The organism is Achromobacter sp. ACM05, assembly GCF_019218915.1.
Classification (GTDB): Bacteria; Pseudomonadota; Gammaproteobacteria; order Burkholderiales; family Burkholderiaceae_B; genus Achromobacter; species Achromobacter animicus.
Map to the genome: position 1 here is coordinate 44,081 of NZ_JAHUWQ010000003.1, position 13,973 is coordinate 58,053.

General features: G+C 66.2%; 14 protein-coding genes. 13 read left to right on the top strand and 1 reads right to left on the bottom strand.

What is annotated here, in order from left to right:
- Positions 1-2: 2 nt before the first annotated feature.
- The 13 genes from KW836_RS18525 to KW836_RS18585 all read left to right on the top strand — a co-directional run bounded on the left by KW836_RS18525 (position 3) and on the right by KW836_RS18585 (position 12,877).
- On the top strand, positions 3-806 hold the full coding sequence (locus tag KW836_RS18525) for an ABC transporter permease (protein ID WP_218344351.1): 804 nt from the start codon (positions 3-5) through the stop codon (positions 804-806).
- A 51-nt stretch (positions 807-857) separates the two neighbouring features.
- Positions 858-1,862: a zinc-binding dehydrogenase gene (locus tag KW836_RS18530; protein ID WP_218344769.1), complete on the top strand. Its 1,005-nt coding sequence runs from the start codon at positions 858-860 to the stop codon at positions 1,860-1,862.
- A gap of 22 nt (positions 1,863-1,884) precedes the next feature.
- Entirely contained in the window at positions 1,885-2,310 is a 426-nt protein-coding gene (locus KW836_RS18535; protein ID WP_175125222.1) for a PaaI family thioesterase, read from the top strand.
- Positions 2,311-2,322: 12 nt separating this feature from the next.
- On the top strand, positions 2,323-3,177 hold the full coding sequence (locus tag KW836_RS18540; RefSeq protein WP_218344352.1) for a VOC family protein: 855 nt from the start codon (positions 2,323-2,325) through the stop codon (positions 3,175-3,177).
- A complete protein-coding gene (locus KW836_RS18545) occupies positions 3,167-4,723 on the top strand; it encodes a class I adenylate-forming enzyme family protein (protein WP_218344353.1) in 1,557 nt (518 codons plus the stop codon). Before KW836_RS18540 ends, KW836_RS18545 begins: the two co-directional genes overlap by 11 nt.
- Entirely contained in the window at positions 4,720-5,805 is a 1,086-nt protein-coding gene (locus tag KW836_RS18550; protein WP_218344354.1) for an ABC transporter substrate-binding protein, read from the top strand. The genes KW836_RS18545 and KW836_RS18550 overlap by 4 nt, the downstream gene beginning before the upstream one ends.
- Positions 5,802-6,563, top strand: coding sequence for an ABC transporter ATP-binding protein (locus KW836_RS18555; RefSeq protein WP_218344355.1), 762 nt, complete (start codon positions 5,802-5,804; stop codon positions 6,561-6,563). Before KW836_RS18550 ends, KW836_RS18555 begins: the two co-directional genes overlap by 4 nt.
- A gap of 4 nt (positions 6,564-6,567) precedes the next feature.
- Positions 6,568-7,350 (top strand): ABC transporter permease, encoded by a 783-nt coding sequence (locus KW836_RS18560; RefSeq protein WP_218344356.1) that lies wholly within the window; start codon positions 6,568-6,570, stop codon positions 7,348-7,350.
- A 136-nt stretch (positions 7,351-7,486) separates the two neighbouring features.
- Positions 7,487-8,479, top strand: a complete 993-nt coding sequence (locus tag KW836_RS18565; protein ID WP_218344357.1) for an ABC transporter substrate-binding protein — start codon at positions 7,487-7,489, stop codon at positions 8,477-8,479.
- Between the two features lie 466 nt (positions 8,480-8,945).
- On the top strand, positions 8,946-9,947 hold the full coding sequence (locus tag KW836_RS18570; protein WP_175125229.1) for an ABC transporter substrate-binding protein: 1,002 nt from the start codon (positions 8,946-8,948) through the stop codon (positions 9,945-9,947).
- Positions 9,948-10,239: 292 nt separating this feature from the next.
- Positions 10,240-11,097, top strand: a complete 858-nt coding sequence (locus KW836_RS18575) for a proline/glycine betaine ABC transporter permease (protein ID WP_218344358.1) — start codon at positions 10,240-10,242, stop codon at positions 11,095-11,097.
- The gene (locus KW836_RS18580; RefSeq protein ID WP_254595051.1) at positions 11,094-12,377 is read left to right on the top strand and encodes a glycine betaine/L-proline ABC transporter ATP-binding protein; all 1,284 of its coding nucleotides are present in this window, start codon (positions 11,094-11,096) and stop codon (positions 12,375-12,377) included. The genes KW836_RS18575 and KW836_RS18580 overlap by 4 nt, the downstream gene beginning before the upstream one ends.
- A 125-nt stretch (positions 12,378-12,502) precedes the next feature.
- Positions 12,503-12,877: a tautomerase family protein gene (locus KW836_RS18585; RefSeq protein ID WP_175139351.1), complete on the top strand. Its 375-nt coding sequence runs from the start codon at positions 12,503-12,505 to the stop codon at positions 12,875-12,877.
- Positions 12,878-12,963: 86 nt separating this feature from the next.
- Here the strand turns inward: KW836_RS18585 and KW836_RS18590 are convergent, their stop codons facing one another.
- Positions 12,964-13,929, bottom strand: coding sequence for a tripartite tricarboxylate transporter substrate binding protein (locus tag KW836_RS18590; protein WP_218344359.1), 966 nt, complete (start codon positions 13,927-13,929; stop codon positions 12,964-12,966).
- Between the last annotated feature and the right edge of the window lie 44 nt (positions 13,930-13,973).

A 13,973-nucleotide genomic window follows, 5' to 3' on the forward strand; every position in this document is an offset into this window, starting at 1 on the left:
TCATGACCCAGACTTCGATTTCGGCCGAACGCGCGTCGGCATGGCGTGTCCTGGGCGGCAATGCGGGGCGGCGCCTGCTGCTGGTGGCGCTGCTGTTGGCGGCGTGGGCGTTCGCCGCGCGCGGCGTGCCCGCGTACATCCTGCCGGGTCCGGCACGCGTGGCCGACGCGCTGGGACGGCTGGTTTCCAGCGATACGTTCTGGCGCGACCTGGGCGTGACGTTCTGGCGGGTCATCGCGGGCTTCTCGTTGGCCGCCGTGGCGGGCACGGCGCTGGGGCTGCTGTTCGGCAGCCGCCGCAAGCTGGGCGAGTTCTTTGAACCCGTGCTGGCCGTCACCAACACAATTTCTTCGGCCATCTGGGCCATCTTCGCCATCATCTGGTTCGGCATCTCCAACGCCACGACCATCTTCGTGGTGTTCATGACCGCGCTGCCGCTGATCCTGACCAACGTCTGGCAGGGCGCCCGCTCGGTGCGCGCCGACCTGGTCGAGCTGGCGCGCAGCTTCCGCATGCCGCCGCTGCGCATCCTGCGCACGATCTATCTGCCCTCCATCCTGCCCGACTTCTTTTCCGGCGCGCGCCTGGCGTTCGGCTTCGGCTGGCGGGTGTCGCTGGTGGCCGAAACCATCGGCGCGTCCAACGGCGTGGGCTATCGGCTGCGGCAGGCGGCCGATCTCGTGCAGACCGATCAGGTGTTTGCATGGACGATCACGCTGGTCGGCCTGATGGTGCTGATCGAGTTCTGCGTGCTCAAGCCGCTTGAGACGCACCTGTTCCGCTGGCGCCGCGCCGCGGCGGACTGATCTTCTTCCCGCTTTTTTTCCCCTCACGGATCCAATCACATGTCCCAAACCATGAAGGCGCTCGTGCTCAACGCGCACGGCGGCCTGGACCAACTGTCGGTCGTCCATGACAAGCCTGTGCCCCAGGCGACTCCCGGCCACGTCGTGGTGCGCGTGCGCGCCTCGTCCTTCAACTACCACGATGTCTTCACGGTGCAGGGCATGCCCGGCATCAAGGTGCCGCTGCCGGTGATCATCGGCCTGGATCTGGCCGGCGACATCGCCGAGGTCGGCGCGGACGTCGAAGGCTGGAAGGCGGGCGACCGCGTGCTGGTCAATCCGCTGAATCGCGAGAAGGGCCTGATGGGCGAAATGCTGGACGGCGGCATGGCGCAGTACTGCCTGGTGTCGGCGGCGCAGCTTCTGCCGTTGCCGGCCAACGTCACGTATGAACAGGCGGCCGCCTTGCCGGTGGCCTATGGCACCGCCCACCGGATGCTCGTCACGCACCGCACCGTGCAGGCCGGCGACAAGGTGTTGATCCTGGGCGCCAGCGGCGGCGTCGGCACGGCCAGCGTCATCCTGGCCAAGCGCCTGGGCGCCGAGGTGATTGCCTGCGCCAGCGGCGCGGACAAGCTGACGCGGCTGCGCGAGATCGGCGCGGACCACGTTGTCGACTACCGCGAGACCGACTTCTCCAAATGGGCGATCCAGCAGTATGGCAAGCCGCAGCGCCGCGGCACGGAAGGCGGGGTGGACGTGGTGGTGAACTTCACGGGCGGCGACACCTGGGTGCCGTCGCTGCGCTGCATTCGTCGAGGCGGAATCCTGCTGACGTGCGGGGCCACCGCGGGCTACGACCCCAAGGAAGACCTGCGCTACATCTGGAGCTTTGAACTGACCGTCAAGGGTTCCAACAGCTTCTACGACGAGAACCTGCTCGCGCTGCTGGACCAGGTCGACCGCGGTGAGATCGCGCCGCTGATCGACCGCGTGGTGCCGCTTGAAGAAGCGGCCGAAGGCCTGGCCGCCATCCGCGACCGCAAGGTCATCGGCAAGATCATCGTCGCTCCCTGAATCCCAATCGGAACCTTTGAACATGTCTGAACAGAACCTGCCCGCCGCGGCCGATATCCAGGCGCGTCTCCTGCGCAGCCCCTATCACCAGTGGCTTGGCCTGAAAGTGCTGTCGGTCGGCGACGGCGAGATCGTGCTGCAGGCCACGTGGCGCGAGGAATGGTCGGTCAACCCCGACAACCCCTACACGCACGGCGGCATTCTGGCCGCGCTGATCGACCTGACCGCGGACTGGGCGCTCGTCTCCCACACGGGTCGTGGCGTGCCGACGGTGGACCTGCGGGTGGACTATCACCGGCCGGCGATCCAGGGCGACCTCACCATCCGCGGCAAGGTCGTCAAGGCCGGCAAGCAGTTGTCGGTGGCTGAAGCGCGCATCGAGGACGCCCAAGGCGCGCTGCTGGCCAGCGGGCGCGGCGTGTATCTGACCGCGCCGCCCAAGGGCTGAGGGGAGAGGGGCATGAACAGCGCTCTGCCGCTCGATCACCTGGTGATCAATACGCGCTTTGGCACCGATGCGGCCGCGCGCCTGTTCGCGGCGCTGGGGTTCACGCTGACGCCGCAAGGCCGCCACGCGTTCGGGTCGGTGAATCATCTGATGGTGTTCCAGGACGATTACCTGGAGCTGATCGGCCTGCCGACCGACGGCGGCACCTTGCGCCAGGAGATCCTGGACAACCCGACGGGCATCGACGGGCTGGTCTACAAGCCGGCCTCGGCCGACGCCGTGCATGCCGCGCTGACGCGCGCCGGCGCGGCGGTGGCGCCGCTGCACGCCTTCACCCGTCCGCTTGAACTGGACGGCGTGCAGCACGAAGCCAGCTTTCGCACCGTGCGCTACCAGCCCGGCGCCTTCGAGGCCGGCCGCGTCTATTACTGCCAGCACCTGACGCCGGAACTGGTGTGGCGTCCCGAATGGCAGTCGCACGCCAATGGCGTGCGTGGCCTGGCGGGCCTGACGCTGGTGTCCGCACACCCGCAGGCCGATGCGCAGGCCTACGCGCAGGCGGCGTTCGGCCAGGTCCATCTGGACGGGCGCGGCTTTTCGATCCCCAGCCCCGGCTTCTCGGTCGATCTGCTGGATGCCGACGCCTATGCCCAGCGCTACGGCGATCTTGCGTGCGATGCGCTGGGCCGCGACAGCTTCTTCGGCGCCATCGCCTTGCGCGCCGGTAATCCCGATGCGCTGGAACGACACGTCGCCGCGCTGGGCGACGACCTGCGCGCGCGGCCCTGGCAATGCGACGGATTGAGCGGCCTGGCCGTGGCTTTGCCGGGCTTGAACACCTTACTGGACTTCGTCTATGAGCACTGATCCCGGCTTTCATGCCTACAACCTGGGCGGGCTCACCCCGCCGGGCGCCAATCCCGACGATGTGGCGGTGATCGCGCTGGACGATGCGCAGAACGAGACGCGCCTGACGGTCGGGGAGCTTGATGGTCTGTGCAATGCCGTCGCGCGCGGGCTTCTGCGTCGCGGGCTGCAACGCGGCGATCGCGTCGCGGTGCTGGCCGCCAACAGCGCGCAGTTCCTGGCCGTGCTGTTGGGCGCGCAGCGGGCGGGCCTGGTTGTCGTGCCGGTGAACTACAAGTTTCCGCGCGCCTTGTCGGACTTCGTCATCCAGGACAGCGGCGCGCGGCTGGTCTTCTGCGATGCCGCGCGGCGCGCGCAGACACCGTCGGATCTGCCCGTCGTGGAGTTCGGCGCGCCGGGCGAGGCCGGTCTGGATGCCTTGCTCGACCCGGGTCCGTTCGAGGCCGTGACGCCGGCGCCGGACGAAGCCGCGTTCTTCCTGTACACGTCCGGATCCACCGGCAAGCCCAAGGGTGTGGTGCTGTCGCACCGCAGCCATCTGTGGGTGGTGCGCACGCGGCTCGCGGGCCAAAGCCTGGCCGGGCAGCGCTATCTGATCGCCGCGCCGATGTATCACATGAACGCGCTGGCGCTGTGCCAGCTTGCGCTGGCCGGGCAGGCGACCATCGTGCTGCTGCCGCAGTTCAAGCCGCGGCCCTACATCGAGGCCATCGCGCGCTATCGCCCCACCTGGCTCACGTCCGTGCCGCCGATGATGGCGATGGTGCTGCGCGAAGAGGATCTGCTTGCCCGCGCCGACCTGAGCAGCGTGGAGGTCGTGCGCATGGGTTCGGCGCCCGTCAGCGAAGCCTTGCAGGCCGCGATCCGCCGCGCGCTGCCGCAAGCGCGCGTGATCAATTCGTATGGCACCACCGAGGCCGGCCCCGTCACCTTCGGCCCGCACCCGGCCGGGCTGCCGCAGCCCGACATGTCGATCGGCCATGCGCATCCGCAGGTGCAGGTGCGGCTGGTGGACGCCGCGGGCAACGAGAGCGATCAAGGCGTGCTGCACGTCAAGAGCCCCGGCATCATGCTGGGCTATCACAACCGACCCGACATCCGCGCCGCCATCACCGCCGACGGCTATTACGTCACGGGCGACGTGCTGCGCCGCGATGCGCAGGGTTTCTATTACTTCGTGGGCCGCGACGACGACATGTTCGTGTCCGGCGGCGAAAACATCTTTCCCGGCGAGGTCGAGAAAGTGCTGGAAACGCTGCCTGGCGTGCAGCAGGCCTGCGTGGTGCCGGTGCCGGACGACATCAAGGGCCACAAGCCGGTGGCGTTTGTCGTGTCCGCCGCGCCCGGCGCGCTGACCGAAGACGCCGTCAAGCAGCACGTGCTGACGCACGCGCCGGCCTACCAGCACCCGCGCCGCGTCTGGTTTCTGGACGCGTTGCCGCTGGCTTCCACCAACAAGGTCGACCGCAACCTGCTCAAGCAGCGGGCGCGGGACGCGCTGGCGCACCCCGAAAGACACCCCAACAACAACGGAGCACTGCAATGACCAAACCCGCACAAACCCTTGCGCGCCTCGCTGCCGCTGCCGTGGCGCTGGCGGCCTTTCCGGCCGCGCAGGCCGCCGACACCGTCACCGTGGCCCTGGGCATTCCGCTCACCGTCGCCAGCGGCGGCGTATACGGGCTGGGCAAGGACCTGGGCTACTTCGACCAGGAGTACATCGAGGTCAAGACGATCGTGTTCCAGGGCGCAGGCGCCTTGCTGCCCCAGGTGGCGTCCAAGAAGGTCACCATCGGGCTGCCGCTGCCCGAGCCCGTTCTGGCCAGCTACGAGACCGGCAAGACGCCGCTGCCGGTGCGCTACTTCTACAACACCATCCCGTCGAACGAGCTGGAGCTGGCGGTGCTGGCCGATGGTCCGATCAAGACGATCAAGGACCTGAAGGGCAAGAAGATCGGGGTCGGCGCGCTGACCTGGGGCACCATTCCGTCGACGCGTGCGCTGCTGCGGCAGGAATCGCTGGTGCCCGGCAAGGATGTCGACATCGTGGCGGTGGGCGTGCTGGGGTCCGGCTTTCTGGCGCTGAAGGAAGGCCGGGTGGACGCCCTGAACTACAACAGCTCGTGGACCGCGATGCTGGAGCTGACCGGCACCAAGGTCCGCCGCCTGCCGTACCCGCCGATTTTCCAGAAGATCAACAGCAACGGCTTCATCGCGCATGAAGACACGCTGCGCGACCAGCCCGAGCTGCTGGCCCGCTTCGGGCGCGCCTACACCAAGGCAGTGCTGGCGTGCGACGCCAATCCGCGGTTGTGCGCCGAGACGTTCTGGAAGTACCAACCCGAGGCCAAGCCCAAGGATGGCGACTATCAGAAGAACCTGGACGAAGCCATCGTGCTGGTCAAGAAGCGCATGGACAGCACGTTGCGCCGTCCCGATGGCACTGAACGCGTGGCGGGCGAATTCGATCTGGGGGTGATCCGGTCGTTCGTGGGCGCGATGCACGAGGCCGGCGAGTTCAACACCGCCGACATTCCCGTCGACAAGATCTTCAGCAACCAGCTCGTGCCGAAGTTCTCGGCGTTCGATGCCGCCGCCGTGCGCGCGCAGGCGAAGGCGGTCCAATGACAGCAGCGCCCTTGCTGCAGGCGCGCGCGGTGTCGGTGTCCTACCAGACGCGGCGCGGCAGCATCGATGCGCTGCGCGAAGTGGATCTGGCGGTGGGCGAGGGCGAGTTCGTCACGATTCTCGGGCCGTCGGGCTGCGGCAAGTCCACGCTGCTCAAGCTTGCCGCGGGGCTGCTCACCCCTACGCTCGGCCAGGTCGAAGTCGGCGGCGTGCCGGTTGAGGGGCCCAGCCGCGACATCGGCGTTGCCTTCCAGAAGCCAACGCTGCTGCCGTGGCGCACGGTGCTGGACAACGTCTTGCTGCCGAGCGAAACCGCGGGCGCGAGCGGCGCCGAAGCCGAGCGCCGCGCGCGGGAACTGCTGGACCTCGTGGGGCTGCGCGACTTTGCCGGCAACTATCCCAACGAACTGTCCGGCGGCATGCAGCAGCGGGTCGGGCTGGCGCGGATGCTGCAGCGTGATCCGCGGCTGCTGCTGATGGACGAACCATTCGCCGCGCTGGACGCGATGACGCGGGAGGCGCTGACGCTGGAGTTGCAGCGGATCTGGATGCGCGACCGCAAATCCGTGCTGTTCATCACGCACAGCATTCCCGAGGCCGTGATGCTGTCGGACCGCGTGCTGGTCATGTCGGCCCGGCCGGGCAGGGTGGTCGAGGACTTCAAGGTCGATATCCCGCGCCCGCGAACGATGGCGACGCTGGCCGAGCCCGCGTTCACCGCCGCTGCCGATCATCTTCGGCGCCACTTCATCGGATGAATCCATGCAACGACTGACCGCTGTCCTGTACCCGCTGGCCACGCTGGCCGTGGTGCTGCTGGCCTGGCATTTTTCCGTGACGTACTTCAAGGTGCCCGACTACATCCTGACCACGCCCGGCGCCGTCTTCCGCACCCTGGTGTCGGTATTCCAGGACGGCACGATCTGGCGCCACATCGGCTATACCGTGGCCGCGACGCTCATCGGCTACGCCATCGGCAGTGCGCTGGCGCTGGTGCTGGGGGCGTTGCTGGCGGAATCGCGCACGTTCGAGAAATTTGTGTATCCGCTGCTGGTCGCCATCCAGGCCACGCCCAAGGTGGCATTGGCGCCGCTGATCCTGGTGTGGTTCGGCTTCGGGCTGGCGTCCAAGGTGGTGCTGGTGGTGCTGATCTGCTTTTTCCCGCTGTTCATCAACACCATCGTCGGCATCCGGCGTGTGGACCCGGACCTGATCGACGCGTGCCGCGCGTTCTCGGCGTCGCGCTGGTACATCTTCCGGCACGTGAAGCTGCCGGCGGCGTCCGGCGACATTTTTGCCGGCTTGCAGATCGGCGTGTCGCTCGCGCTGATCGGCACCGTGGTGGGCGAGCTGGTGTCGTCGGAGGCAGGGCTGGGTTACCTGATCGGATCGGCCGCGGTCAATCTGAACGTCAGCACCATGTTCGCCGGCGTGATCCTGCTGGCCGCATTCGGCGTAGCCGGCGCGCAGACGGTGCGCTGGCTGCATCGCAAGATCGTCTTCTGGGAGGCCGCCGGTGGCGCAGACACCCAAGCCCGATCCTGACACGTTGGCGGCCGCGCGCGCGCAGACGCGCATCGACCTCGCCGCCTGCCATCGGCTGGCGGCGCGCGCACCGATTCCACTTACCGACACCTGCCGCCGGCGCGTTGACCGGGCAGGACTCACACCTGGAGCACTTATGAAAGCCTTGCAATTGATCAAACGCGCCGCGCTCTTTGCGGTACTGGCCGGCGGCCTGGCCGCGGCGCCCGCGCATGCCGAAAAGATCCGCGTCGGCTACTGGCCCAGCGGGCTGACGCTGGGTTACGGCGCGGTGCTGGAAGCGGGCACCTTCTTCAAGGACCAAGGCCTGGAGGTGGAGTACGTGCACTTCTCGGACGTCAATGGCCCGACCCGCGCCATCGCCGCAAACGCTATCGACCTGGCCTTCGGATCTCCTGCCGCGGGCGCGTTTGCGCTGGCGACCGATGGCGTCCCGGTGAAGATCGTGCTGGCGACGCAGCCGTCGAACGTTTCCTTCGTGGTGCTGCAAGATTCGCCGATCAAGACGCTGGCCGACCTGAAGGGCAAGAAGATCGGCATGTCGCCCGCAGGCAGCTCCACCGCGACCATCGCCAGCGCCGTGCTCGCCGGCAACCACGGGATCAAGGAGAAGGATTTCACGCTGGTGCCGGGCAATGAGCCGCGCCTGGTGCAGTTCCTGGCGCAAAAGGAAGTGGACGCCGCCGCGCTGCGCAATGTCACGACCGCGCAGTTGAAGGATCTGAAGGTGCGCACGTTGTCCACGTTTGGCGATCAGTGGAAGACGCTGACCAAAAGCGACAGCGTGCCCTACAACGCCGTGGGCCTGGTCCGCGCGGAGTACCAGCAGAAGAATCCGGACGCCGTTGTGCGGGCGATCGTGGCGCTGCGCAAGGCGCTGGAATACGGCCAGGCCAATCCCGCGCAGGTGGTGAGCGCGGTGCAGAAAGCGGGCAATCTGCCGCAGGCGGATGCGCAGGTGTTCGCGGACCTGTGGGATGAAAATTACCGGGTGTCGCTGAACGCGGCGGATCTGGATACGCTCGAGCGCGAGTTCCAGATCTTCAAGGATAACGGGACGCTGAAGGGGGATTTGCCGGCGGGGGCGTTGGACGCCGGGCCGTACCAGCAGTCGCTGGCCCGCAAGTAAGGATGCCGAACTGGCCGCGCAAACCGGCCATTTCGGGCTTCCCAAGCCCGTTTTGGAACGCCCTATATGTGTTTATCCGAACATATTGTTAACTAAATGTATCGGACATCCCCGGACGAATTTCCCCTGGGGAAAACGGCCATCTACCCAAGTGCATACCGGGTTTTCCCTGACGTTTTTCGTGGCGAATGTATCTGTTTCATTCACCCTCGGGGTTGGTCGGCATCTCAATTTCGTTTAAGATGCCGCCTTCTTCGTTCAGTTTGTTCTCTTTCTCTGAGTTCTCAAAAACCCGTTTTTGAAGCTCCCTGTCTTGCAAGACGCCGCGTCCCTCGCGGGCCGTCTTGTTGCTAGTGTCGGTTTGTATTGGCGGTTCTGCCCGTCTTCCGCACAACCCCCTTAGCTCCACGGTGCCTCCCGGGCTTGTTCCCGGCGTGCGTGCCTGAACCTATGGAGGCAAAAGCCAATGCGTTTTACCCCTGTCAAGACCCTGGCCGCCGCGGCCGTTCTGTTTGCGTTTGCCGGTTCGGCCCAAGCCGCCGACGCGCCGCAATGCGAAATCAAGCGGCCGGTCACCTTCGGCGCCATGAACTGGGAATCCAATCTGGTCCTGGTTGACGTCGAACGTTTCATCATGGAAAAGGGCTACGGTTGCAAGACCGAAACCCTGCCGACTGAAACGCTGCCCGCCCTGGCTGCCCTCGAGCGCGGCGATCTGGACATCAATACCGAAATCTGGCTGAACAGCGTGGCCGACCCCTGGGCCCGCGCCGAGAAGACCGGCAAGGTCAAGCGCATCGGTGACCTGTACATGGGCGCCGAAGGCTGGTACATCCCCAAGTACACGGCCGAGCGCCTGCCGGAACTGAAGTCCGCCGCCGACCTGCCCAAGTTCAAGGACCAGTTCAAGGATCCGGAAGAGCCCGGCAAGGGCCGTTTCTACGGCTGCCCGGCAGGCTGGGGTTGCGAAGTCACCAGCAACAACCTGTTCCATGCCCTGAAGCTTGACGACTCCTACACGCTGTATTCGCCCGGCACGGGCGCGGCGCAGAAGGCGGCCCTGATGTCGGCCTACAAGCGCAAGCAGAACGTTGTCTTCTACTACTGGTCCCCCACGCCGCTGGTCGGCGCCATGGATCTGGTCAAGCTGGACCTGCCGCCCTACGACGCCGAAAAGCACAAGTGCCTGACGTCGCCCAAGTGCGCCAAGCCTGAGCCCAGCGCCTATCCCGACAATCCCGTCTTTACCGCGGTGAACACCAAGTTCTCCGAAGATGCGCCCAAGCTGACCGAATTCCTGTCCAAGGTCTCGGTGCCGCTGCCGGTCATCAACGAAACCCTGGCCCACATGGAAGAGTCCGGCGATGAATCCACCGCCGTGGCCAAGTGGTTCCTGAAGAACAAACCCGACGTCTGGACCAAGTGGGTCCCCGCCGACGTCGCCGGGCGCGTCCAAAGCGCGCTGTAAAGCACTGTGATCCTGGCTGCGCGCCGCGGTGGCGCGTACCGGCCCCTTGAGGGACCGGACCTCTTTGCCGGGATGGCCGCCGGCCGGGCGCAAGCGTCCGGCCCGGCAAGCGTGCTTGTGCCGCCACCCGCGGTGGCAGTGATACCGGTGCAGGGCACCGATGCGGATGTGATCTGTGCGATCCATCATCCGTCCAGGTGCCAGGCACCCGTCTCAGTCTCGTTGTTTTCCGCTGCGCCGGCGCGCCCGGTGGCGACACGGGCGGCGAGCGCGCCAGAATGGAGTCAAAACGATGTTTCCTGAAATTATTCCCGCCCGTCAGGTACGGGGGGCGATCGACGGCTTTGTCGATCATCTGGTCACCAACTATGCCGACACGCTGGAGACGTTGTCCCAGCCCGTGCTGCATGCGTTGGTGTGGTTGGAGCAACTCTTGCGCAGCTCGCCCTGGTGGGCGGTTGTCGCGGTCACCATTGCGATCGCCTATGGCGTGAGCCGCCGCGTCGGGCTGAGCCTGGCGATGGGCGCGCTGCTGTGCGTGATCGGCGTGTTGGGCCTGTGGGACGCCGGCATGCAGACGCTGGCGCTGATGATCATGGCCGCCGGCCTGTCGGTGCTGATCGGCATCCCGCTGGGCGTGCTGATGGCGCGGGTGAACTGGCTGCGTTCCGGCATGCTGCCCGTGCTGGACGTGATGCAGACGATGCCCAGCTTCGTGTACCTGATTCCCGTCGTCATGCTGTTCGGCCTGGGCAAGATCCCCGCCATCATCGCGACCGTCATCTACGCCGTGCCGCCGCTTATCCGCCTGACCGACCTGGGCATCCGCCTGGTCGACCGCGAAGTGCTGGAAGCGTCGCGCGCCTTTGGCGCCAATCCGCGCCAGCAGCTGTTCGGCGTGCAGTTGCCCCTGGCGCTGCCCAACATCATGGCCGGCATCAACCAGACCACGATGATGGCGCTGTCGATGGTCGTGATCGCGTCGATGATCGGCGCGCGCGGCCTGGGTTATGAAGTGCTGCTGGGCATCAACCGCCTGGAAGTGGGCCGGGGCCTGTTGGCAGGCCTGGGTATCGTGGTGCTGGCCGTGCTGTTCGACCGGATCACGCAATCGTATGGACAGCGCATGCGCATGGGAGGCCAGCGATGAGCAAGATCGAAGTCAAGAACATCTACAAGATCTTCGGAGCGCATCCGAAGAAGTGGCTGGAAGCCGCGCAGGGCGGCATGAGCAAGGAAGAGCTGCTGGCCAAAAGCGGCCACACGCTGGGTCTGCGCGACATCAGCCTGTCCATCGAAGAAGGCAGCATCTACGTCATCATGGGCTTGTCCGGATCGGGCAAGTCGACCCTGATCCGCCACTTCAACCGCCTGATCGAGCCCAGCGCGGGCCACATCCTGGTCGATGGCGTGGACGTGGTCAGCCTGAACAAGCGCGATCTGGAAGTCTTCCGCCAAAAGAAGATGAGCATGGTGTTCCAGCGCTTTGGCCTGTTTCCGCACCGCACGGTGCTGGACAACGCCGCGTACGGCCTGACCGTGCAAGGCGTGGGCAAGGCCGAGCGTGAGCAGCGCGCCCGCGAATGGCTGGAACAGGTGGGCCTGTCGGGCTTCGAGAACCAGTACCCGCATCAGCTTTCCGGCGGCATGCAGCAGCGTGTCGGCCTGGCGCGCGCGCTGGCGACCGACGCCGAAATCCTGCTGATGGACGAGGCGTTCTCCGCGCTGGATCCGCTGATCCGCCGCGAAATGCAGGATCAGCTGCTGCAACTGCAGGCCAAGCTCAACAAGACCATCGTCTTCATCACGCACGATCTGGACGAAGCGCTGCGCCTGGGCAACCGCATCGCCATCCTGAAGGATGGCGAGCTGGTGCAGGAAGGCACGCCGGAAGACATTTTGCTGAACCCGGCCAACGATTACGTGCAGTCGTTCCTGCAGGACGTGAACCGCACCAAGGTGCTCAACGCCACGCACGCAGTGAATCCGGCGCGCCTGACGCTGACCATGCGCTCGCGCCCCGCGCATGCCGTAGACCGCATGAGCGCGCTGAACTACGAGTACGCGCCGGTGCTGGACGGCAAGCGCCTCGCCGGCGTGTTGACCGCCGAGGCAGCCGCGAAGGCGATGCAGGAAGGCGCACGCGATGTGTCCCGCTTTGTCGAGGACCTGGCGTCGGTGCCTGCCACCGCGGGCCTGGGCGAAGTGCTGGCGCAACTTGTTCACAGCGATCAGCCGGTCGCCGTGACGGGCGAGGACGACGAGTTCCTGGGCATGCTGTCCCGCAAAAAGGTCGTGGAACTGGTCACGCCGGCCCTGACCGAGACGCCGGTGTCGGCTGAAACCCTGACGGAAACCCCGGCTACGGCGGATGCAGACGCGTCGAACGTCCAACCGGAACTGGAACGCGAAGGCAAGGCCGCCGCCTGATTCCGGCGTTCCCCGCATGACCCCTTGCGCCCGCGTGCAGTTGCTTGCACGCGGGCGCAGTCACGATATGATGGCTTGCCGGTCGGCTTGACCGGTTTTCCTTTTATCGGAACATCGGAATCGTCATGCCCCTCTTGAACGTCCAGATCATGCAAGGCCACACGGCCGCCCAGAAAGCCGACCTGCTCAAAGCCGCGTCCAACGCGGTGGTCGAAAGCATCGCGGCGCCGCTGTCCAGCGTGCGCGCCGTGCTGCACGAAGTCCCGGCCGAACACGTGATCGTCGCGGGGGAAATCGGCAAGCGCATGGCGCGCGTGGACGTGGATCTGATCGAAGGCCGCGACGAAGCCAAGAAGGCCGCCCTGATCGCGGCGCTGAACCAGGCCGTGTGCGCCAGTCTCGACATCTCTGGCGAAGACGTCCGCGTGATCCTGCGCGACGTGCCCAAGACCGATATGGGCGTAGCAAATGGCCTGAGCGCCAAGGCCGCGGGACGTTAAGTCGCCCGGCTTACCAAAGCAGTATTGAAAACGCCCGCTTCACGCGGGCGTTTGTCTTGGCGAGTGACGCGTAGGCGCAATTGCGTTCAATCCAGCTTCACGTTCGCCGCCTTCACCACCTCGCCCCATCGCGCGATCTCGCTCTTGATGTAGGCGGCATACTCCTGCGGCGTCGACCCCAGCGCCTGCGCGCCTTGCACCTTGAGCTGCTTCTGCATCTCTGGAGATTTCAGCGCGCGCAGGATCTCGGCATTGAGCTTGTCGATCACAGGCGCGGGCGTGCCGGCCGGCACCACCACGCCCTGCCAAGCCCCCATCCCAAAACCCGGCGCCACGGTTTCCGCCACCGTCGGCACGTTGGGCAGTTGGTCGCTGCGCGTCTCGCTGGTCACCGCCAGCGCACGCAGCTTGCCTTCGCGGATGAAGCCCAGCGAATCGTTCAGCGTATTGGTCATCACCTGGACCTGCCCGCCGACGAGATCCGTCATGGCCGGGGCGCTGCCGCGATAGGGCACGTGGACCGCATCGATATCCAGCGACCGCAAAAGCAGGAGCGCGCCCAGATGCGTGACGTTGCCGGCGCCGGCAGAGCCGTACGACAGCTTGCCGGGACGCTTGCGCGCATAATCCACGAAGGCGGGCGCAGTGTCGGCGGGCACCGACGGATGCACAAGCAGGACGAGCGGAATGACGGCCGTGGTGGACACCGGCGCAAAGTCCTTGACCGGGTCGAAGGCCAGCGAGCGATACAGGTTGGGGCTGAGCGCGATGGACGAGGTGTTGTACAGCACCGTGTAGCCGTCGGGCTTGGCCGCGGCTGCGTACTGCATGCCGATGTTGCCGTTGGCGCCGCCCTTGTTTTCGACGACGACGGTCTGGCCCAGCTGGTCCGTCAATTGCTTGGCCAGCACGCGCGCCACCAGATCAGTCGGACCGCCGGGCGGGAAGGGCACCACCATCGTGATCGGGCGGTCGGGCCACGCGGCCTGGGCGCTGGCGGCGCCTCCCAGCGCCAGAAGGGCCAGCGTGGTCGCCAGCAGTGCTTTTTTCATGGGTTGTCTCCTTGGGCTGTTATGGGTACTGCGGATGGGCGGCG

Bases quoted from the DNA above. Each gene is read 5' to 3' on its own strand.
- KW836_RS18580 (WP_254595051.1), top strand. From the start codon at position 11,094: ATGAGCAAGATCGAAGTCAAGAACATCTACAAGATCTTCGGAGCGCAT.
- KW836_RS18585 (WP_175139351.1), top strand. From the start codon at position 12,503: ATGCCCCTCTTGAACGTCCAGATCATGCAAGGCCACACGGCCGCCCAG.
- KW836_RS18555 (WP_218344355.1), top strand. From the start codon at position 5,802: ATGACAGCAGCGCCCTTGCTGCAGGCGCGCGCGGTGTCGGTGTCCTAC.
- KW836_RS18550 (WP_218344354.1), top strand. From the start codon at position 4,720: ATGACCAAACCCGCACAAACCCTTGCGCGCCTCGCTGCCGCTGCCGTG.
- KW836_RS18530 (WP_218344769.1), top strand. From the start codon at position 858: ATGAAGGCGCTCGTGCTCAACGCGCACGGCGGCCTGGACCAACTGTCG.
- KW836_RS18525 (WP_218344351.1), top strand. From the start codon at position 3: ATGACCCAGACTTCGATTTCGGCCGAACGCGCGTCGGCATGGCGTGTC.
- KW836_RS18565 (WP_218344357.1), top strand. From the start codon at position 7,487: ATGAAAGCCTTGCAATTGATCAAACGCGCCGCGCTCTTTGCGGTACTG.
- KW836_RS18560 (WP_218344356.1), top strand. From the start codon at position 6,568: ATGCAACGACTGACCGCTGTCCTGTACCCGCTGGCCACGCTGGCCGTG.
- KW836_RS18545 (WP_218344353.1), top strand. From the start codon at position 3,167: ATGAGCACTGATCCCGGCTTTCATGCCTACAACCTGGGCGGGCTCACC.
- KW836_RS18570 (WP_175125229.1), top strand. From the start codon at position 8,946: ATGCGTTTTACCCCTGTCAAGACCCTGGCCGCCGCGGCCGTTCTGTTT.
- KW836_RS18535 (WP_175125222.1), top strand. From the start codon at position 1,885: ATGTCTGAACAGAACCTGCCCGCCGCGGCCGATATCCAGGCGCGTCTC.
- KW836_RS18590 (WP_218344359.1), bottom strand. From the start codon at position 13,929: ATGAAAAAAGCACTGCTGGCGACCACGCTGGCCCTTCTGGCGCTGGGA.
- KW836_RS18575 (WP_218344358.1), top strand. From the start codon at position 10,240: ATGTTTCCTGAAATTATTCCCGCCCGTCAGGTACGGGGGGCGATCGAC.
- KW836_RS18540 (WP_218344352.1), top strand. From the start codon at position 2,323: ATGAACAGCGCTCTGCCGCTCGATCACCTGGTGATCAATACGCGCTTT.